General features: G+C 66.8%; 17 protein-coding genes. 6 read left to right on the top strand and 11 right to left on the bottom strand.

Annotation, left to right across the window (positions count from 1 at the left end):
* Position 1 precedes the first annotated feature (1 nt).
* Positions 2-745 carry a metal ABC transporter ATP-binding protein gene (locus WHH00_RS03170; RefSeq protein ID WP_406636457.1) on the bottom strand — a complete coding sequence of 248 codons (744 nt, stop codon included), beginning with the start codon at positions 743-745 and terminating at the stop codon, positions 2-4.
* A complete protein-coding gene (locus WHH00_RS03165) occupies positions 742-1,716 on the bottom strand; it encodes a metal ABC transporter substrate-binding protein (protein WP_406636455.1) in 975 nt (324 codons plus the stop codon). Before WHH00_RS03165 ends, WHH00_RS03170 begins: the two co-directional genes overlap by 4 nt.
* A 129-nt stretch (positions 1,717-1,845) precedes the next feature.
* On the opposite strand from WHH00_RS03165, the gene WHH00_RS03160 reads away from it, so the two are divergent.
* A complete protein-coding gene (locus WHH00_RS03160) occupies positions 1,846-2,607 on the top strand; it encodes a lysostaphin resistance A-like protein (RefSeq protein WP_406636453.1) in 762 nt (253 codons plus the stop codon).
* On the opposite strand, the gene WHH00_RS03155 is transcribed toward WHH00_RS03160, so the two are convergent.
* The 4 genes from WHH00_RS03155 to WHH00_RS03140 form a co-directional block, all read right to left on the bottom strand.
* Positions 2,604-4,355, bottom strand: a complete 1,752-nt coding sequence (locus tag WHH00_RS03155) for a hypothetical protein (protein WP_406636450.1) — start codon at positions 4,353-4,355, stop codon at positions 2,604-2,606. The two genes, WHH00_RS03160 and WHH00_RS03155, sit on opposite strands and share 4 nt — an antisense overlap.
* 75 nt (positions 4,356-4,430) lie before the next feature.
* The gene (locus tag WHH00_RS03150; protein ID WP_406636448.1) at positions 4,431-5,357 is read right to left on the bottom strand and encodes a carbohydrate ABC transporter permease; all 927 of its coding nucleotides are present in this window, start codon (positions 5,355-5,357) and stop codon (positions 4,431-4,433) included.
* Positions 5,358-5,359: 2 nt separating this feature from the next.
* On the bottom strand, positions 5,360-6,304 hold the full coding sequence (locus WHH00_RS03145) for a sugar ABC transporter permease (RefSeq protein ID WP_350002821.1): 945 nt from the start codon (positions 6,302-6,304) through the stop codon (positions 5,360-5,362).
* Positions 6,305-6,307: 3 nt separating this feature from the next.
* Positions 6,308-7,582: a sugar ABC transporter substrate-binding protein gene (locus tag WHH00_RS03140; RefSeq protein WP_350002822.1), complete on the bottom strand. Its 1,275-nt coding sequence runs from the start codon at positions 7,580-7,582 to the stop codon at positions 6,308-6,310.
* Between the two features lie 212 nt (positions 7,583-7,794).
* Here WHH00_RS03140 and WHH00_RS03135 point away from each other — a divergent pair, with 212 nt between their 5' ends.
* The 4 genes from WHH00_RS03135 (at position 7,795) to WHH00_RS03120 (ending at position 11,359) form a co-directional block, all read left to right on the top strand.
* A complete protein-coding gene (locus WHH00_RS03135; RefSeq protein WP_406636445.1) occupies positions 7,795-8,235 on the top strand; it encodes a VOC family protein in 441 nt (146 codons plus the stop codon).
* Between the two features lie 22 nt (positions 8,236-8,257).
* A complete protein-coding gene (locus WHH00_RS03130) occupies positions 8,258-9,211 on the top strand; it encodes a 1,4-dihydroxy-2-naphthoyl-CoA synthase (protein ID WP_406636443.1) in 954 nt (317 codons plus the stop codon).
* A 13-nt stretch (positions 9,212-9,224) separates the two neighbouring features.
* Positions 9,225-10,412, top strand: a complete 1,188-nt coding sequence (locus tag WHH00_RS03125) for an AMP-binding protein (RefSeq protein WP_406636441.1) — start codon at positions 9,225-9,227, stop codon at positions 10,410-10,412.
* Between the two features lie 65 nt (positions 10,413-10,477).
* Positions 10,478-11,359: a 1,4-dihydroxy-2-naphthoate polyprenyltransferase gene (locus WHH00_RS03120; protein WP_231453909.1), complete on the top strand. Its 882-nt coding sequence runs from the start codon at positions 10,478-10,480 to the stop codon at positions 11,357-11,359.
* A gap of 25 nt (positions 11,360-11,384) precedes the next feature.
* On the opposite strand, the gene WHH00_RS03115 is transcribed toward WHH00_RS03120, so the two are convergent.
* Positions 11,385-11,696 (bottom strand): DUF4229 domain-containing protein, encoded by a 312-nt coding sequence (locus WHH00_RS03115; protein ID WP_231453910.1) that lies wholly within the window; start codon positions 11,694-11,696, stop codon positions 11,385-11,387.
* Positions 11,697-11,758: 62 nt separating this feature from the next.
* On the opposite strand from WHH00_RS03115, the gene WHH00_RS03110 reads away from it, so the two are divergent.
* Complete coding sequence (locus WHH00_RS03110) at positions 11,759-12,151, top strand: PLD nuclease N-terminal domain-containing protein (protein ID WP_350002830.1); 393 nt, start codon at positions 11,759-11,761, stop codon at positions 12,149-12,151.
* A gap of 34 nt (positions 12,152-12,185) precedes the next feature.
* Here the strand turns inward: WHH00_RS03110 and WHH00_RS03105 are convergent, their stop codons facing one another.
* The 4 genes from WHH00_RS03105 to WHH00_RS03090 all read right to left on the bottom strand — a co-directional run bounded on the left by WHH00_RS03105 (position 12,186) and on the right by WHH00_RS03090 (position 18,591).
* Positions 12,186-13,673 carry a dynamin family protein gene (locus WHH00_RS03105; protein ID WP_406636438.1) on the bottom strand — a complete coding sequence of 496 codons (1,488 nt, stop codon included), beginning with the start codon at positions 13,671-13,673 and terminating at the stop codon, positions 12,186-12,188.
* Positions 13,670-15,553, bottom strand: a complete 1,884-nt coding sequence (locus WHH00_RS03100; RefSeq protein ID WP_406636436.1) for a dynamin family protein — start codon at positions 15,551-15,553, stop codon at positions 13,670-13,672. Before WHH00_RS03100 ends, WHH00_RS03105 begins: the two co-directional genes overlap by 4 nt.
* Before the next feature lie 54 nt (positions 15,554-15,607).
* Positions 15,608-16,363, bottom strand: a complete 756-nt coding sequence (locus WHH00_RS03095) for an IniB N-terminal domain-containing protein (protein WP_406636434.1) — start codon at positions 16,361-16,363, stop codon at positions 15,608-15,610.
* Positions 16,364-16,512: 149 nt separating this feature from the next.
* A complete protein-coding gene (locus tag WHH00_RS03090) occupies positions 16,513-18,591 on the bottom strand; it encodes a LuxR C-terminal-related transcriptional regulator (protein ID WP_406636432.1) in 2,079 nt (692 codons plus the stop codon).

The raw sequence follows: 18,591 nt of genomic DNA, 5'->3' as shown, positions 1-18,591 counted from the left end.
GTCAGCCCGCTTCCTTCCGGTTGAGCACGTCCAGCCCAAAGGCCATGGCGAGGTTCTCCGGCTGCAGCACCAGTTCCGGCGGGCCGTGCATGAGGACCTTGTGCATCAGCAGCACTGCTTCATCGCAGAGCTGGGGCAGCGCGTGCAAGTCATGGGTGGACACCAGGATGGTGCAGCCGTCCGAGGAGAGCTCGCGCAGCAGGCGGGTGATGGTGGCCTCGGACCGCTTGTCCACGCCCGCGAAGGGCTCATCCAGCAGCATGATGGTGGCGCCCTGCGCGATGCCGCGGGCCACGAACGCGCGCTTTTTCTGCCCGCCGGACAGCTGGCCGATCTGCCTGCCGGCATATTCCCCGAGTTCCACCCGGTCCAGTGCCTCGTCAACGGCGGCCCTGTCCGCCTTCGACGCCCGGCGGGTGAAGCCCTGGTGGCCGTACCGGCCCATCATCACCACGTCGCGAACGGACAGCGGGAACTGCCAGTCCACTTCCTCGCTTTGCGGAACGTAGCCGATCCCCCCTTCCCTGCGTGCCTTGGAAGGCGGCTGGCCTCCAATCCGCACCGTGCCGGCGTCGGGCTTGACCATTCCCATGATCACTTTGAACAGCGTGGATTTACCGGAGCCGTTCATGCCCACCAAGCCGCAGATCCGTGCCGGTTCCACCGTCAGGGAGGCAGCATCGAGGGCCAGGACTTCGCCGTAATGCACCGTGACGTTCTCGACGGCGATAGCCGGGGTACTCATGACCCCGCACCGGCCGTGAGGGCGTTGGTAATGACCTCGGCGTCGTGCCGGATCAGGTCCAGGTAGGTGGGGACCGGTCCGTCCGCTTCCGAGAGGGAGTCCACGTAGAGCGTGCCGCCGAAGCTGGCGCCCGTGGCTTCCACCACCTGCTGCATGGGGGCATCGGACACCGTGGATTCGCAGAACACCGCGGGGACATTGTTGGTTTTAACGTATTCGATGGCCCGCGTGATCTGCTGCGGGGTGGCCTGCTGCTCGGCATTGACAGCCCAGATGTAGACCTCCTTCAGCCCGGCGTCGCGGGCCAGGTAGGAGAACGCCCCCTCACACGTGACCAGGGCCCGCTGGTTCTCCGGCACGGCGGCCAGGCTGGAGGTCATCTGGTCCTGCACAGCCTGGAGTTCGGCCTTGTAAGCATCCCCGTTCGCGGCGAAGGCGGCCGCATTGTCCGGGTCCAGTTCGCTGAACGCCCGCACCATGTTGTCCACGTAGGTCTGCACGTTCACCGGCGACATCCACGCGTGCGGATTCGGTTTGCCCTGGTAAGAGTCCTCACTGATGGACATCACCTCCACGCCCTCGCTGACCACGGCATGCGGCACGTCGAGCCCCTCAACGAACTGCCCGAACCAGGCCTCCAGGTTGAGTCCGTTGTCCAGGATGAGGTCGGCTTTTGAGGCCTTCCTAATGTCGCCCGGGGTGGGCTCATAGCCGTGGATCTCAGCGCCGGCCTTGGTGATGGACTCGACCGTGAGCTTGTCCCCCGCGACGTTCCGGGCGATGTCCGCCAGCACGGTGAAGGTGGTCAGGACCACGGGCTTGCCGTCCCCGTTGCCGGCAGCGCCTCCACCGCAGGCGGTCAGCATCATGGACAGCACGACGGCGGCAGCGGCCGCGGCACGGAAGCGCGCCGTCCGCCCGGGGCGGGTTCGGGCGGCTACTTTGGCGCACCGAAACATAAATTTAGGCATACCGAAGATTCTACGGGAAGCACGTTTCCGCCAGCAACGCTCCCCGGCCCAACCAAGTCGCAGCAGATGTTCTTTTGACGCCTGAAACCGACATCTGCTGCGACCCAGTTGGGAGGCTAGGCTGAATCTATGGCCACCGCCCACCGCATACCGCCCGCACCGCAGCCCGAGCTGTACCGCTTCAAGCCCCTGGACTTCGCCACCCTCGTCACCTATGTGGCCATCGCCGGGTTCTTTGCCGTGGCCGGTGAACTGCTGGCTCCCTTCCTGCGCCAGATAGCTCCCAGCCCGGCGGCCGCCTCCTACGCGGTCAACCTGCTTTTCTATGCCTCCGTAGGCATACTCGCATTTCTTGCGGCCAGGAAGGTTGTGGGCCGCGACGTGAAGGTCCTGGCCACCCGGCCATGGTTCACGCTGCTGATGGTCCCGGCCGCGGTGATTGCCATGATGATCCTGACCGCCCTGGTGGTGGCCCTCAGCGGCGAGGCCCAAACGTCACAGAACCAGGCTGGACTGCAGGAGCTGGCACAGCAGATTCCGGCATGGCTGATGGTTCCGCTGCTGGTGGTGGTGGGACCGTTCGTGGAGGAGTACATCTTCCGCCACCTGCTGATCGGCAAGCTGAGCCGGCGGGTGAACATCTGGATCTGCTGCGCTCTGTCCGTGGTGCTTTTCGCGGCCCTTCATATTGTGGGCCAGGAGGCGGTCACCTTCACCGCGCTGCTCCCCTACCTGGCCATGGGCGCAACGCTGGTGTTCGTCTACGTGTGGACCGGCAAGAACCTGATGTTCGCCTACTTTGTGCACGCCACCAAGAACCTGCTGGCCGTGGTGTTCATCTACGCCATCCCGCCGGAGGTGTTCGAACAGCTCCAGCAGGTCCAGCCCTAGGAACTCCTGGGCAGGCCCCGCAACGTGAAACGGTGGCTGCCGCGGGTGCGCCCGGTGATGTACACCTTCAGGCCGCCGGACGCGTTGGTCCCGGCCAGGTAGCGGTAGCTTTCGCCGGGGTTGTAGGCAGCCGGGGTGTCCGGGCTGGCAGGTGAACCGGGCCCGAACTCAATGGCGTCCCCGCCTACCCGGTAGCGGCCCATCCCCTCCACCAGCTGGAAGGCGCCGGTCCCACCCAGCGGGATGCCGCCGTCGAGCGTTCCGCCCGGCCGGAAGGTCAGCTCGAGGGCGAAGGCCGTGTCCGCGCCCTCGAAATTGATGTCCAGCACCGCCTGGCCGCCGTCCGCCTGCACGGCAATGTCCGTGCCAAGCTTGTGGACCACAGTGGGCCGGCTGCCGAAGTCCATGCCCGCGCTGAACCGGCCCTCGTGCTCCAGCGCGTAAATGCCGTCCGCCCGCCGCTTCTGTGCCGGCAGCGGCAGGTAGAAGTTGGCCTCCAGCTCCTCGGACAGGGTCACGGCGGTTCCATTCGCCACCGTGTGCTGGCTGCGGAAGGGACCAAGGTCAAAGAAGCTGCGGGACAACCTCACGTCCGTGAGCACCGCCGCTCCATGCGCAAAGCGCAGGAAGGTGGGATTTGCGGCAAGCCCGGACACCACACCGGGCACCAGGGCGTCGCAGCCGCCAAACACGGTGACCACGGATACGCCACCCCGGAAGCGGTACGCGCCGCAGCTCTCCAGCGCGGCGTCCGCGGGTGCCATGGCGGCATGGAAGGGAAGGCCCGACGACGGCGGCGCGCCTTCGGCAGGGCGGGTTCCGGGCAGCGCCTCCCGCAGCCAGGGATCCAGCCGGGCCAGCGCCAGCAGCTTGGCCGGCTCATGCAGGGGCAGCCCCTCCAGCCAGGTGGCCGCGGCGGCGAAGTCCTGCCGGCCGTCCTGGTTGGCCAGCCGCCGGTACAGGTGCAGGAAAGGGGCGGCGTCGAAGGTCATCCACTGGTCCTGGCGGCGCGAGTACACCGACTCCACGCTGCCATCCGGGCTGAACCACGGCAGGAACGCGGTGAGGTTCCGGCGGACGTGGTCCAGCAGTTCCGGCCGTCCCGAACTGTCCGCGATGGCCAGCAGGGACGGATTGGTGACGGCGGTGGCATACAGCGGACTGCGCTCGGAGTACATCCCGTCCGGCAGCTGGTCGATCCCCTCCGCCAGCCACTCCGAGATCCTCTCCGCAATGCCCGGCCGCGGCTGCAGCCGGTCCATCTGCGCCAGCGCCGCGCACAGCTCCCACCGGTGGTTGGGCGTGTGGACCCCGCCCGCAACCATGGCATCCGTGGCCCGGGAGACAATGCCGCTGAGCCTGGCATCCACCTCCGCCAGCACCGGGTCCGGCGGGGTGTCCAGGGCCCGGATCAGGCCCAGCGCAAGGCACACGTCATTGAGCGTGAAGGCCGAGTCCGGCGGGGAGCACAGGTTGGTGCCGTCGAACAGGCCGGTGGGGCCCTGGAGCTGTTCCAGCCGGTCAAGGCAACCGGCCATCGGCTTCCGCAGCCCGCCAGCGCCGGCGCCGTAAAAGCGGGAGCCGGGCTCGGTGAACACCGTGACCATCGCCAGCAGCCTGCCCATGGCGGGCCGGTGCGCCAGGGCCGCCACGTCGGCGTCGTGCGTTTCCAGCAGGGCCTGCACGGACTGGTCCGCCGCCTGCCCCACACGGTTGAGGAATGCTGCGTCCACGGAAGCTGTCTGCAAGATGTTGCCTTTCATGGGTCTGCCCGGGGTCCTGTCCCGGAGCAGGCTGGTGGGGTAGCGCTTCGGGGCAGGACCCTAGTCCTTCAGGCCCGCGCTGACGTCGGCGTTGAGCACGTATTTCTGGAAGACGAAGAACACCAGGACCAGCGGCAGGATGGAGATTACCGAGGCGCCCAGCAGCACCGGCCAGTCGATGTTTTCCGCACCCACGATGCTGCGCAGGGCAACCTGGAGCGTGTACCACTTGGGATCGTTGAGGACGATCAGGGGCCAGATGTAATCGTTCCACCGCCACTGGAACGAGAAAATGGCGAGCGTGAACAGGATGGGCCGGGACAGCGGCAGCATGATCCGGAAGAAGATGGCCAGCTCGCTGGCGCCGTCGATCCGGGCCGAGTGCAGCAGGTCATCCGGCACTGTGAGGAAGAACTGCCGGAACATGAACACGCCCGTGGCCGTGAGGACGGACGGCACAATGATGCCGGCCAGCGAGTTGTAGAGGCCCAGATCGCGGATCACCGTGAACGTGGGGTTCAGGATCACCTCGGTGGGCAGCATGGTGGTGACCAGGATGCACACGAAGAACAGCCGGGTGCCCTTGTTGTTGTACTTGGCCAGCGCATAACCGGTGCAGGCGCTGAAGAACACCGTGAGCACTGTGGTGACAATGGCCACCGTTGCCGTGTTCAGGAAGTACTGGGCGAAGTCCACCCGCTCCCACGCGTCGATGAAGCCCTGGAAGGTCCATTCCCGGGGAATCATGGACAGCGGATAGCTGAAGAGCTCGCTGCCCGGCTTGAAGGAGCTGAGGAGGAACCAGAGCAGCGGCAGGGCGTAGATCGCGGCGATGGCCCACATGAGCACGGTGAGGGGGACGGACAGCCGCGCCCGGCCTTCACGGTTGCCCCGGGGTCCGCGCCTGCCCTTGGCCGCGTCCGCCTTCTCGGCTCCGAGCGCGGATTCCTCGGCGACGGCGGGAGGGAGGTTGGCTGCTGTTGCCATGGTCAGGCCTTCTTCCGGTTGAAGCGCAGCTGGATGAGGGCGATTGCCAGCAGGACCACCATCAGCACCATGGAGGCGGCACTGGCGTACCCCACTTTGGACTGCTCAAAGCCGGTCTTGTAGATGTACTGCACGATCAGGGTGTTCTCCGTCCCGGGGCCGCCGTTGGTGAGGGCCTGGATCATGGCGAATTCCTTCATCGCATGGATGGTGGAGAGCAGGATGACCATGAACGACGTCGGCGCGATGCCTGGGAGGGTGACGTTCAGGAACCGCTGCCATGCGTTGGCGCCGTCCAGCTCCGCTGCCTCCAGCAGGGCCTCCGGGATGTTCTTCAGCGCCGCGATGAAGAGCAGCATGTTGAAGGCCGTCCCGCCCCACGCGGAGGCGAAAATGACCACCGCGAGCGCCAGGTTGCCGTTGCTGGACCATGGGACCGCGCTGCCCCCGGCGCTGGTAATCAGGAAGTTCACGAACCCGAAATCCTGGCCGAACATCCACTTCCAGATCACGCCCACCACGATGGGTGAGATCAGCCACGGAAGGAAGATGACGATCTTCGCTGCAGTCCGTCCCCGGACAGCCTTGCTGACCAGCAGCGCGGCTACCCCAAGGGAGCAGACGTATATCAGCGGCACGGACAGGACCGTGTACACAAAGGTCCGGCCGAGCGCGGCGTAGAAGGTGCTGTCCGCGAAAAGTTTCTGGAAGTTGGCCAGGCCAATGAAATTCAGCTTGCCCACGCCGCGGTAGTCCGTGAAGGAATACAGCAGCCCCAGTGCTCCGGGCCAGACGAAGAAGACCAGGAAGAGCACCACGTTGACGCCGATGAGGACCAGCGGTGCAATGACGTAGCGGTTCCGGCGCTTCTGCTGGGACTTGCTCCGGACCGTTCCCGGCCCGGGCGCCGGCGGCGCCACCGTGGTGCTCAAGGTTGGGTTTGCCACGGATCAGGCCCCGTTGTAGAGCTTCACGATGTTGTCCACCGTGGTCCTGGCATCCTGGCTGCCGGAGAGCATCTTGACGGTCTCTTCGCGCAGGGGGTCGCCGGAGAACGGGGTTTCCGCGTAGGCCTCGGCCACCACGCGTTTGATGGCGTTGTCCCCCTTGGCCTCATTGCCGGCAATCTGCTTCTGGTACAGCTCGAAGGAGGCCTGCTGGAACGGATACTCCACCTGCAGGTCCTTGACCGGCAGGTAGCCGCCCAGCTTGGCGAACTCGGTGTAGTTTGCGTCCTCGTAGAACCAGTCGATGAACTTCCTGGCCTCCTCATCGGCGCCGGTGTCCTTGAACGCGACCATGAAGCCGCCGCCGAGGTTGGTGGCGCTGACCTCCTTCTTGGGCAGCGGCACGGAGAGCCACTCGAAGTCCTTGATGTTCTTGTTGAAGTCCGCCACCTGCCAGCTGCCGGAGTAGTACGCGGCAACCTGGCCGCTCTTGAACATCGCGTTGCCGTCCTCGCCGCTGAGCCAGACCGACTTGGGCATGGTCTGGTCATCGTTGATCTTCTGGAAGTACTCGAGGGTTTCCACGGCCTCGTCGTCGGCAGCGTACTTGTCGCCTTCCTTGGCGAAGGCGGTGCTGCCGAACTCGTACATCATGGCGCGCAGGCGGTGGCCGGAACGGTCCATCACAAACCCGTACTTGGCGCCGGCTTTCTCGCGGACCTCATTGACCGCGGCCACGAACTCGTCCCAGGTCCACGCCTGCTCAAGGTCGGTGGGGTAGCTGACGCCGGCTTTGTCGAACAGGCTCTTGTTGACGAACAGGCCAACGGCCGTGAGGTCGGAGGGAATGGCGGGGATGATGCCGTCCGGGGATTTCTCGAGGAAATTCTGGTCGATCCCCCGGGACGCGGCGATGTCCGAGAGGTCCTGGAGCTGGTTGACCCAGAGCGGATCGATGCTGGTAACGCGGGCCAGGGCCGGGAGGTCGTTGGCCGTCGCGGCGTTCTTGAGCTTGGTGACGATGTCCGCCGTGGGCACATCCACCACCTCAATGGTGATGCCGGTTATTTCCTTGTACTTCTCGGCGGCAGCGGCAAAGGCGCCGCCCTGGTTCGTATCCCCGGAGAGGACCAGCTGCAGGGTCTTGGCGCCACCCTCGGACCCGCCTCCGCCGCTGCTGCCGCAGGCCGTAAGCCCCGCTGCCAGGGCCGAGAGGCCGAACGCCGTGAGCCCGAACTGGCGGCGGCTGATGCTGGAGATTCTTGTCTTCTCTGACAATGGTCTGTCCTGTCTCTCGCTGGGCTCCAGGCCCTGCATTCGCGGCCCTGGATGAATGTGGTGGCGCTGCCCGCCGGTGAACAACCTGGAGGGAAAAGCCTTTCCGCCCAACTGTGACGTATGTCATGACAATGTGTCAAGAGAACTTTCTATCGTTATATAATCCTCTTCAGGACCTTCCCCGGCAGCACGTGCCACCGTACCTTGGTGGGATGGGACTGAACATCCAGATAGTCATCGACTGCACCGGGCCGCATGAGCTAGCCGACTGGTGGGCTGAAACCCTCGGGTGGTCCGTGGAACCGCAGGACGCCGCCTTCATCCGCTCCATGATTGAGCAGGGCTTCGCCACGGAGGACCAAACCATGACCCACCGGGGCAACCTGGTGTGGCGCGAAGGCTGCGCAATCCGCCCCACCGAGGAGCTGGAGTCCAAGGCGCCGGCACGCCGCCTCCTCTTCCAGACGGCGCCCGAAACCAAGACGGTGAAGAACCGCGTGCACTGGGACGTCAACCTGGCAGGCCGGGACAAGGACGAGGTCCGCCGGGAACTCGAGGGCCGGGGCGCCACGTTCCTGTGGACGGCCAGCCAGGGCCCGCACTCCTGGCACACCATGGCGGACCCCGAGGGCAACGAGTTCTGCATCAGCTGAGGCCGATTACTAGACTTGGACGGTGAGCAAACAGATTCCCGCCCAGGTGTCCGACGTCTTCGACCCCTCCCGCTGGCGCACCGTGTCCGGCTTCGAGGACTTCCAGGACATGACCTACCACCGGCAGGTGGAGCGGGATTCCGACGGCGAATGGCTGCGTGACCTGCCCACGGTCCGGATAGCGTTCAACCGGCCCGAGGTGCGCAACGCGTTCCGGCCAGGCACCGTGGACGAGCTGTACCGGGCCATGGACCACGCCCGGATGTCCCCGGACGTCGCCACCGTGCTGCTCACCGGCAACGGCCCCTCCGCCAAGGACGGCGGGCATTCGTTCTGCTCGGGGGGAGACCAGCGGATCAGGGGCAGGGACGGTTATCGCTATGCTGACGGCGAGACTCAGGAAACCATCGATCCTGCCCGCGCCGGCAGGCTCCACATCCTGGAGGTCCAGCGGCTCATGCGGACCATGCCCAAGGTGGTCATCGCCGTCGTCAACGGCTGGGCAGCCGGCGGCGGGCACTCCCTGCACGTGGTGGCGGACCTCACCATCGCCTCCCGCCAGCACGGCAAGTTCAAGCAGACCGACGCCACAGTGGGGAGCTTCGACGCCGGCTACGGCTCGGCCCTGCTGGCCCGCCAGATCGGGCAGAAGGCAGCGCGCGAGATCTTCTTCCTCGCGCGCGAATATTCCGCTGAGGACATGGTTCGGATGGGTGCCGTCAACGAGGCCGTGGACCATGACCGCCTCGAGGAGGTTGCCCTGGAGTACGCGGCGGACATCGCCCGCCAGTCGCCCCAGGCCATCCGGATGCTCAAGTTCGCCTTCAACCTCGCGGATGACGGCCTTGCCGGGCAGCAGGTGTTTGCGGGCGAGGCCACGCGGCTGGCATACATGACGGACGAGGCGGTGGAAGGCAAAGAAGCCTTCCTGCAAAAACGCGAACCCGACTGGTCCACCTTCCCGCACTATTTCTAGGAAGGAGCTGAACATGAATACTCCAGCGAAGGCCTCCGGCCCCATCAACATCGAGCCGGCACTGACGGCCCTGGCGGCCGCCCTCCATGGCGAGGGTCCCGCCGTCGAACTCTCCATCGGCGACGACGGCGCCCTCGTTGTGGGGCACCTGGAAACCCCGGGCTGCGACGACGCCGTGGCCGTGGTCCGCACGTCCGGCTCCACCGGCACCCCCAAGGCCACCGTGCTGACCGTGGAGTCGCTCGCCGCGTCCTCGATGGCCACGGCGCTGGCGCTTAAGGGCGAAGGCCAGTGGCTCCTTGCGCTGCCTGTGCAGTACGTTGCGGGCATCCAGGTCCTGGTCCGCTCCCTGTTCGCGGGCACCCGCCCGTGGGTCATGGACATGTCCCACGGCTTTACGCCCGAGGCCTTCACCGCCGCGGCCCAGGAACTGACGGACAAGATCCGCTTCACGTCCCTGGTCCCGACTCAGCTTCAGCGGCTCCTTGACGCACCGTCACCGGAGACCCTGGCCGTGCTCCGCCGCTTCAACGCCGTCCTGCTGGGCGGCGCCCCCGCCCCCGCATCCCTGCTCACGGCTGCGCGCGAGGCCGGAGTCCGGGTGATCACCACCTACGGTTCCGCCGAATCCTGCGGCGGCTGCGTCTACGACGGTTTTCCGCTGGAGGGCGTCTCGGTCCGGGTGGAGGAGGACGGCAGGATCCTGCTGGGCGGGGACACCATCGCCGCCGGCTACCTTGAGTCGCCGGAGAGCACTGACACGTTCTTCGAGGAGGACGGCGTGCGCTGGTACCGCACCAGCGACCTCGGCAGCATTGACGACGACGGCCGGCTGACCGTGCTGGGCAGGGCGGACGACGTGATCATCACCGGCGGCGTGAAGGTTTCCGCCGCGCACGTCCAGGAAGAGCTGGAGAAGTCCGACGCCGTTGCAGCGGCTTTCGTGGCCGGGGTACCTTCCACCGAGTGGGGGCAGGCCGTGGCGGCCTACGTTGCGTTGGCGGACCCCGCTCCGGACCCGGCCCCAGGCGCGGAAGCCGGGGACACCGCCGTCGTCCTTGAACGGCAATGGCACCGGACGCTGGGGGCCCTTGCACCCAAAACCGTCCTCGCGGCCTCCGAACTGCTGATGCTGCCCAACGGCAAACCGGACCGCCTGGCCATGACCGCCGAGCTCAAAGCCCGGCACCAGGGAAAGTAAAGTAGACCTGCACCACCCGGCCGGACTCCCCTCCTGCCGCCCCCAACACACGCGAGGTACTTAACGTGGCTACAGCCGCACAATGGATCCAAGGCGCCCGGCTCCGGACGCTGCCCGCCGCGATCGCGCCGGTGCTGATCGGCTCCGCCGCAGCCTACGAGATGGGTTCGTTCCTCCTGTTCAACGCCATCCTCGCGGCGCTGGTGGCCCTCCTGCTCCAGGTGGGGGTGAACTTTGCCAACGACTACTCGGACGGCATCAGGGGGACCGATGATGACCGCGTGGGCCCGCTGCGCCTGGTGGGATCCGGGGCGGCCAGTCCTGAACACGTAAAGCGGGCGGCGTTCGGCGCGTTCGCGGCCGCCATGGTGTTTGGCCTGGTGCTGGTGGTGATCACCCAGAGCTGGTGGCTGATCCTGGTGGGGCTGGGCTGCGTCATGGCCGCCTGGGGCTACACCGGGGGCAAGAACCCCTACGGCTACATGGGCCTGGGCGACGTGTTCGTCTTTGTGTTCTTCGGGCTGGTGGCCACCCTGGGCACCACGTACACCCAGGCCGGACAGATCAACCTGCCCGCCATCATTGGCGCGATCGGCACCGGGCTGATCGCCACCGCCCTGCTCATGGCCAACAACGTCCGGGACATTCCCACCGACATGCAGGCCGGCAAGAAGACCCTGGCGGTCCGGCTGGGCGACAAGCACGCCCGCGAAAGCTATGTCCTGATGCTGGCCGTGGCCATCCTGCTGGTCGTGATCCTGGCTCCCGGCCGGCCGTGGATGCTGATTGTGCTGCTGCTGATTCCGGCCTGCCTGATGCCCGCATGGCTGATGATCAACGGACGCAAGCGCAAGAGCCTCATCCCGGTCCTCAAGCAGACCGGCCTGATCAACCTCGGCTACAGCCTGCTGTTTTCACTGGGACTGGTGCTCAGCCGCGGTTTCTAGCCAACCCGCCCCGGGGCGGGCAGGATTACTGGCGCTCGCGGCCCTTCGCGTCATTATTGATGGTGACGCCGGGGTTGGCGTCCAGCAGGGCATCCTCGGCGTGTGCGTCCTGGACTTCGCCGGCGGAGCGCAACGGCTTGGCTTTGCCGGAGAAACGGTGCTGCAGGGCCGCCGCGGCTTCGTCCCGCTGCTTCTGGAAAAACAGGTAGCTCACGGCGAAGGCGATCAGGGCCGCGCAGATAACGGACATGAGGGCACCCAGCCCCAGGAAACTAAAGAGCACGAACAGGGGCGCGAAGAGAGCCAGGCGGATCAGGGAATATTTCAAAAAGGCCACTATTCAAGTTTAGCCGCCTCCCGCCCGCGGCCCCTGCGCCTCCTGACGATAGACTTAATGGCATGCTCCTCCGTGTGGCTTTGGCCGTCGCAATCCTCGCCATCTTCGTGTATGGCCTCGTCGACGTGATCCGAACCGACGGGCGCCTCACCCGCGGAATTTCCAAACCCGCCTGGATCGTGGTCATGATCGTCCTGCCGGTACTGGGCGCCATCCTCTGGCTCCTGATCGGCCGGCCGCGCGGTACTCCCCCGCAGCGGCAGGACTACCGCCACCCCACCGCCCCGGACGATGATCCGGACTTCCTCCGCAACCTGGAGGTCCGCCGCCGCCAGGAGGCGGAAGCCGCCCGCCTCAAGAAGCTCAAGGATGAGCTGGATGCCAAGGCAAAGGACGGCGACGGCGGGAAAGACAAGCACGAGACCGACGAACACGACAACGACGGATTGAAATAGTCCCACCCCGGAAGGGCACTCCCCCGGATGGTGCTCAGGCCGTTTGGCGCTGGCGCGAGAACGCTTCTGCCAGCACGCCCTCGCAGCTGCGGACCACAACCCGGCAGGCGTCCAGTGCCGGCCCGTCCGTCAGCGGGCTCTCCGCCACCGCGCGCCAGCGCAGCAGGTAGCGGCGGGCCTCATCAGCCATGTCCCCGGGCGCCGTATCCGCGTCCAGCCCCAGCCTCACGTGCGGCGCGGCGCCCCGGCCGCCGATCAGCCCCTCTGCTTCCGCCGCGAGTTCAGGGCTGAGCGGCACGCCCGTGGTACGCAGGGCGGCCAGCAGGCGCAGTTCGCGGAACTCATGGGCGTTGGCCTGCAGCCGCTCAAGGGCGGCAGCCAGGTGCGCGGTTCCCGGGCGGGGCGAGGTGCGCAGCAGGGCCTCCACCGCCACTAATGCCGTGCGTGCCTTCAGCGCCCCGGCCCGGGCCTGGAACTGGCGGCCCAGCAGGTCCAGCAACGGGTCCAGGCCGCTGCGCCGGGCAAGCTCGTGGGCCAGTGGGGTGGGTTCGTTGAATCCGTTGGAGATCAGGACCACAGCCAGCCGGATCCCGAACAGGCCAAACCGTGCCAGCAGCGAGGCCCTGGCCTCCGCCGTCAGCCCTTCCGGGATGGTGGACCGGACGAACCTGTCGGCTGAGAGCAGCGACTTCTCGCGGTCGCCGCGGTCCAGGCCTGCCAGCAGCTGGAGGGCAGCGAATTCCTGCTGGCGCATGGTCCGCGCGCTCTGGGCAAGGAGCCCTGCCACCGGCACGACGCCCAGGGCGAGTTTTCGCAGGTTGGCGTCATGGCGGTACCTGTCCGCGATTTCTCCGGCGGACAGCAGCGAATCGATGCGGCCGCCGCCCACCTCATCAGCCCTTGAAAGTACCGCGATTGCGTTGACGGTACCCGAACGTCCGGCTTCCGTGTCCCTGAAGGATTCGAGGAACCGCACGTCCGTTGCGTGCATGTGGCGCATGAGGTAGATGATGGCGTCCGCTTCCGACTCCGTGTCCGCCGGGGCGAGGAAGGCGGTGGAGCGGGCAGACACTTCGAGGGAGAGCGAGGCGATGCCGGGGGTATCGATCAGGGTCATGGTCCGCAGCGCCTGTGACGGCCACTCCACCTCCAGCCGGTCCACGCCCCCGGCGTCCACATCGCCCAGCACGAATACAAGGCGGCCGTCCACCCGTTTGAGCGGCAGGGTCCGGGGCTCGCCGCCGGTGGGGTGGAGGGTGATGCGTGGAGTGTGCCCGTGCCGGTACCAGGTGATGATCCGGGTGCACTCCCCCGTGTCAGTGGGTGCTATCTCCTCGCCGATGATCGCGTTTAGGAGCGTGGACTTCCCGGCCTTGACCATTCCCGCTATGGCTACCCGGAGTGGCTCCGCAAGTCTCCGGGCAATCCCCTGGAGGGCCGCCGCACCGGCTGGATCATCCCCGTAGACCTTCAGCGCCTCCTGGACCAGGCCCGCAGCTCCGGCAACCGTGGAACCAGTCATCGCGGACCGCCCGCAGGCATCATGGTTCCGGCGCCGGATGCTTCGGCGGCAACTGCCTGCGCGGCACGGTGGAGTGCGTCCACCTTCTTGAGCTCGGCCTTGATGTCCCTGATGCGGGCATCTTTTTCCAGGGCGTAGGCATTTGCGGCCTTCTGCGCAGCGGACACAGAGTCGGCCAGGGAGCGGTGGTGTTCGTCCGCGATCTCCGTGAAGTGGTCGCGGATGGAACGCTGTACCAGCCGCAGCCGGTCCTTCAGTTGCTTGCCCACCTGGAAGGCAACGTCGTCGAGCTGCCGCCGGACGAGGGCCTTGGCCTCCCCCTGCCGGCGCTTAAGCCGGGCATCCTTGTCCTCCCGGTAGGCCTTGCGCCCCAGCAGGAACCCGGCACCCACGGAGAACGGGTTGATCAGCGCCATACCGAAGATGCCGGTCAGGAGTCCGAACATCAGCACCCCGCCGTAGGAGCCACGCATGCCGATCAGCACCTTTTGCACGGGGTTGACGTGCCCGGCGTCCATCCCCGGCATCGCGTCCACGGGATCCAGCACGTCGGCGGAATGGGCAACCTGCATCACCGGCAGCGGGATTTCGTCCGCGGCGAAGTGGTCAGCCACCTGCCCGGCCAGCCACTGCGCCCGCTCACTGGTGAGGACGAAGGTGTCCGAGATGGCGGACGCGGTGGATACCTCCAGCCACTTGGAAAAATCAGTCCAGGCCGGTCCCGGGTCCTCCTGGTCGATAGCGGCTTCAGCTTCCCGCTGGATGTGGCGGAGCCGGTTGCGGAGGTCGTACTCCATATCGGCGATGAGGTCGCTGATGCCGTCGCTGAGGGTAACCTGCCAGCGTGCAGACCGTTTCCGCAGGTCGTCGACCTCCGCCCTGGCCGCCTCCAGCTCCGCAACCATCGCGGGCGTGCCGTCCGGGTTTTCGAGTGCCTCAAGCTCCGATTGCAGGGAGAGGCTGAGGTTCTCGGTGACGGCAAGCAGGTCCTGGCTGACAGAGCGCCCCTGGAGCCGCTGTGCGCCTTCCACTATTCCGCTGCGGAGGTGGGCGATCAGGGCGGGGAAGCCGGATTCCTCATTCAGCTCGCTGTCCTGCAGGCGTGCTGCCTCGAGACGGAGGTCCGAGGAGACGGGAAACAGCGGAATATCCGCCGCTACCTTGCCGAGATGGGAGCGGTCCATCTCTTCCACCCGCCGCCATTCCGGGTAGAGGTCGGTCTTGGTCAGGACGCCCACCACGTTCGGGGTGATCCGCATGGCCTGCCGCAGGAAGCGCAGCTCCGGTTCGGTGTATTCCTGGGAGGCGTCCGAGACCAGGAGCATCGCATCGGCGGTGGGCAGTGCCGTGAGGGTGGCCAGGGTGTGCGACGATCCCAGGCCACCGACGCCGGGTGAATCGATGACAATGAGCCCGCCCGACAGGATCCTGCGGGGCAGGCATACCTCGGCAGCCAGGAGTTTCTTGCTGTTCCCGGGATTACCCTGCTCGGAAACGTAAGCCGCGAGGTCGGCGACGGGGATCGGTTGGCGGTCGACGGCATCGCCGGAGTCCGCCCCGGAGGCGGGAACCAGGATCGCGGCCGAAGCCGGATCCCCGTACCGGACAACCGTGGGAACCGACGTGGCGACGTCGTCGTCGACAGGGCAGGCCGGCGCACCCACCAGTGCATTAATGAATTTGCTTTTGCCCTGCTTGAATTCGCCCACCACGATGACCCGGATACTGGGATCCCTAAGCCGCCCCAATGCCAGGTCCAGGCGTTTCCGGAGGTCCTCCCGGTCTCCTGCGCCGATGAGCTCCAGTCCATGCTCCACAAGCTGGATCAGCCGGCCGGCCGTCACCGGAGTTGCGGGGTTTGCCGGTCCTGCTTCTGCCACAGCCTGTCCTCTGCACTACGCCTCAAAGATCGTTCCGGGACGAGGGGCCGGCTGCTAGGCACCAAAGTCCATTGAGTCTGCCGCCTCCCCAGCGCCAGCGTTGTCGATGTCATTGTCGATGTCAATGGTTGCCGCCCCGTCCTCAGAGAACTCAAGCCCGGCGTCGGTGGCAGCGGCCTCGGCATCAACATCTATATCAACGTATGGTTGGTGCTCCTCGGAAAGGGGTTCCCCGGTGAAAGTAGCCGGGTGGGCGGCCTGGCCGGCGCTGACGGTCGCGGTGTCGCGGTCCGCGTCAAGGTCGAAGAAGCCGTCGATCCGGATGTCAGCGAAACCCATCCCGGTTCCGGCACTTATAGCGGGGTCCCCGAACTCCGGCACCGAGTCGTTGTCGAACCACTGCTCAACGTCGCCGTCCGCCCAGATGTTGAGGGCCGGGGATTGGTCCGGGAGGGCGCCGCGGTCATCCGGCGTGGATGAGTAGGAGTAGTTGGCCACCACGTGGGTCAGCTGCTCCACCGCCTGTCCGTGGTCGTCGTGGCCGCCGCCGGCGGGAAGCGAACTCCAGCCGCCCCCGGCGTGCCCAGTACCGACGCCGGGATTGAAGTCCCGGTCGGCGGCGGAGGCCGTGACGCTAAGGGGGGCATAGTCCAGGACAACCGGCATGGCGGCGTCAACATCCGCTGAGCTGACACCGGCAAGGCCGTGCTTCTCCAGGACGCCTTCGGGATCATCCAGGAAGCCTTGGGCCGCCTGGCGGTCTCCGAAGATGCCCATCAGGAACTGGACCACTTCCTTTGCGACTGTCATGTGCTGGTCCTCAGATCGTGTTCTTTTCGGTGCGCTGGTCCTGATGCCTTGGATCAAAGGTATTGTTCCTGCCGGGAACCGGCATCGGGCCGGTCCCCCTTACCCGCGGTGCCCCCAGTGGGGAACCGCAGACTTTCCCGTTAGGGGTGTTAGGGGGACTGGTCATGCGCCTGGCTTTCCGGGCCCAGCGCAAGGCGCAGCTTGGCCATGAGGTCCGACCGGTTTTCCGCGCCGAGCCGGCGGCGCATCCGGGCAATGTGGTGCTCGGCGGTGCGCGGGGAAATGTAGATGGCTTCGCCAATTTCGCGGTAGGTCTTGCCGTCAAGCACCAGCCGGGCCACTTCCTTTTCCCGCTCGCTCAGCCCTGCGCCGTCTGGTTGCATGCCATTACCTGCCTCGGTGGGGGGAGCATTGCGGGACTCGGGTGACGCCGTCGTCCCCTGGCCCGCCGAATTGGCCTGTGGGTGGAGGTCCCGGGCGCAGGAGAGCAGGCGCACCATGTCCTTGCGCTCGTCCGCCCGGGCGGCGGCGTGGCCGGCAAGCCGCGCCCCTTCCCAGGGCATGCCCACCAGCCCCAGTCCCCTTGCCGCCGCCTCGACGTCGTCAGGACGGAACCTCTCGGCCAGGACCGTGACCCAGGCTTTGCCGGCCGCCGCGAGCACGGCCGCCAGGTGGCTTTGCCCTGCTGCCCGCGCGAGCGCCGCTGCGTGCGGTGCCAGGTCAGCGGGGCTTTCATTCAACAGGGCGGCCTGGACCGCTGCCCAGTGCAGCGGCACGGCCCACAGCGGCGGATTGCCAAGGCGCTCCAGCAGGTCCCATGCGTCATTGAGGTACGGGGCAACCCTGCGGCCCTCCCGAAGGCGGGCCGCGGCAATCATGAGTTCGCCCCAGGGCAGGAGGCTGTACAGGTCCACGGCGGTGTGGAGCGTCGCTTCGCGCGCCCGTTCCCAGGCTTTGATGAGCTCGGGAAAATCCCCGTTACGCCGGGCAAGGCCCACTTCCAGGGCCGAGCAGAGGAACTCGTCCCGCGGCACCAGCGGCCAGTGGTTCGCCTTCGACGCCTCATTGATCGCCAGCCGGGCGTCCTCGAGCCTGTCCTGCATCATCGCTGACCATGCCTGCAGCAGGAACAGGCGGGGTTTGGCTGTATCTCCTCCCTGGCCGGCGGCGGCCGCAGACCGGCAGATTGTTTCCGCCAGGCTTGGCTCTCCGCTGTGCAGCGCCATTAGTGCCGCCAGCGCCGCGGGAGTCTCCGGCAGGGGAATCGCGGTACCTGCTGAATTGAGCAGGTCAGAGGCGTGGATCAGGATCTGGAGTCCCTGGTGCGGGTCTCCCGCCAGGGACTTGAGGATGCCTTTCCCGATGTGGGCAAGGGTGGCGGCAAGCAGCGTGGGGGACGCGGGCGGCGCGTCGGCACCGAAGATGTTTTCCGCACCGGACCGGTCCCCGCAGCCGATCAGGGTGACGGCGGCAAGGGGCGCGGAGTGGCCAACGCGTGAGGGTCCCAGCCAGCTGTAGACCTCAGCTCCGTGGGCCAGCATGCCCCGCTGGGCCCACACCGCGGCCGCCACGTCCGCGGCCCGGCGGACGTCCGGCGGATCGTCCTGCCCCAACAGGGTGTCCACGATGCGGGTGGCCGTATCAAGGTCGCCGTTGGCCGCCGCGGCCTGGGCCCGCCGGGCAGCTGTGGCCTTCTCGCCGGCGCCAGCCAGCAGGGCCTCGTCGTAGAGCTGGTACGCCAGTGCGGGATCGCGTTCAAGCGCCTTGTCCGCCGCATTCTCCAGCTCGGTTGCCACCCGCGGATCGGCAAGTCCGGTGCGTGCCAACTCCCGGGCAAGATCGCCCAGCGGCTGCCCGTTGGCCGCGTAGACGCCCACCAGCTCCCGCTGGAGCGCATGCACCTTGGTTGTAGGGGCGACCGAGAGCAGCGCGTGCCGGGCCGGTCCCACCACGGCACCGTCAGGAGTCAAGAGGCCTGATGACTCTGCCCGGTGTACCAGGGCGTCAAGGCCCTCCCCGTTTCCATCGATCTTGCGCTGCAGGCCTGAAGGCAGCGGTCCCGGGAGGGCAAAACCCACGGACAACGCCAGCAGCAGTTCCCGTACTGCCGCGTTCTCACCGTTGAGCTGGCTGGCCATGAGTTCTGCGCCTTGCAGCGCCGGCCCCGGATGGTTCGGCTCCGGATGGCGGAACGCGGTGTTCTGCGTGTGGGGCTGGTAGCTGACCAT

The organism is Pseudarthrobacter quantipunctorum, from assembly GCF_045291495.1.
Lineage (GTDB): Bacteria > Actinomycetota > Actinomycetes > Actinomycetales > Micrococcaceae > Arthrobacter > Arthrobacter quantipunctorum.
Note: the sequence above shows the minus strand (reverse complement) of the source record. Positions and strands in the feature narration are given on the sequence as shown.

Excerpts from the sequence above, each read along its gene's own strand:
- WHH00_RS03095 (WP_406636434.1), bottom strand. The coding sequence starts at position 16,363 with ATGACAGTCGCAAAGGAAGTGGTCCAGTTCCTGATGGGCATCTTCGGA.
- WHH00_RS03165 (WP_406636455.1), bottom strand. The coding sequence starts at position 1,716 with ATGCCTAAATTTATGTTTCGGTGCGCCAAAGTAGCCGCCCGAACCCGC.
- WHH00_RS03160 (WP_406636453.1), top strand. The coding sequence starts at position 1,846 with ATGGCCACCGCCCACCGCATACCGCCCGCACCGCAGCCCGAGCTGTAC.
- WHH00_RS03105 (WP_406636438.1), bottom strand. The coding sequence starts at position 13,673 with ATGACTGGTTCCACGGTTGCCGGAGCTGCGGGCCTGGTCCAGGAGGCG.
- WHH00_RS03090 (WP_406636432.1), bottom strand. The coding sequence starts at position 18,591 with ATGGTCAGCTACCAGCCCCACACGCAGAACACCGCGTTCCGCCATCCG.
- WHH00_RS03110 (WP_350002830.1), top strand. The coding sequence starts at position 11,759 with ATGCTCCTCCGTGTGGCTTTGGCCGTCGCAATCCTCGCCATCTTCGTG.
- WHH00_RS03170 (WP_406636457.1), bottom strand. The coding sequence starts at position 745 with ATGAGTACCCCGGCTATCGCCGTCGAGAACGTCACGGTGCATTACGGC.
- WHH00_RS03135 (WP_406636445.1), top strand. The coding sequence starts at position 7,795 with ATGGGACTGAACATCCAGATAGTCATCGACTGCACCGGGCCGCATGAG.
- WHH00_RS03125 (WP_406636441.1), top strand. The coding sequence starts at position 9,225 with ATGAATACTCCAGCGAAGGCCTCCGGCCCCATCAACATCGAGCCGGCA.
- WHH00_RS03150 (WP_406636448.1), bottom strand. The coding sequence starts at position 5,357 with ATGGCAACAGCAGCCAACCTCCCTCCCGCCGTCGCCGAGGAATCCGCG.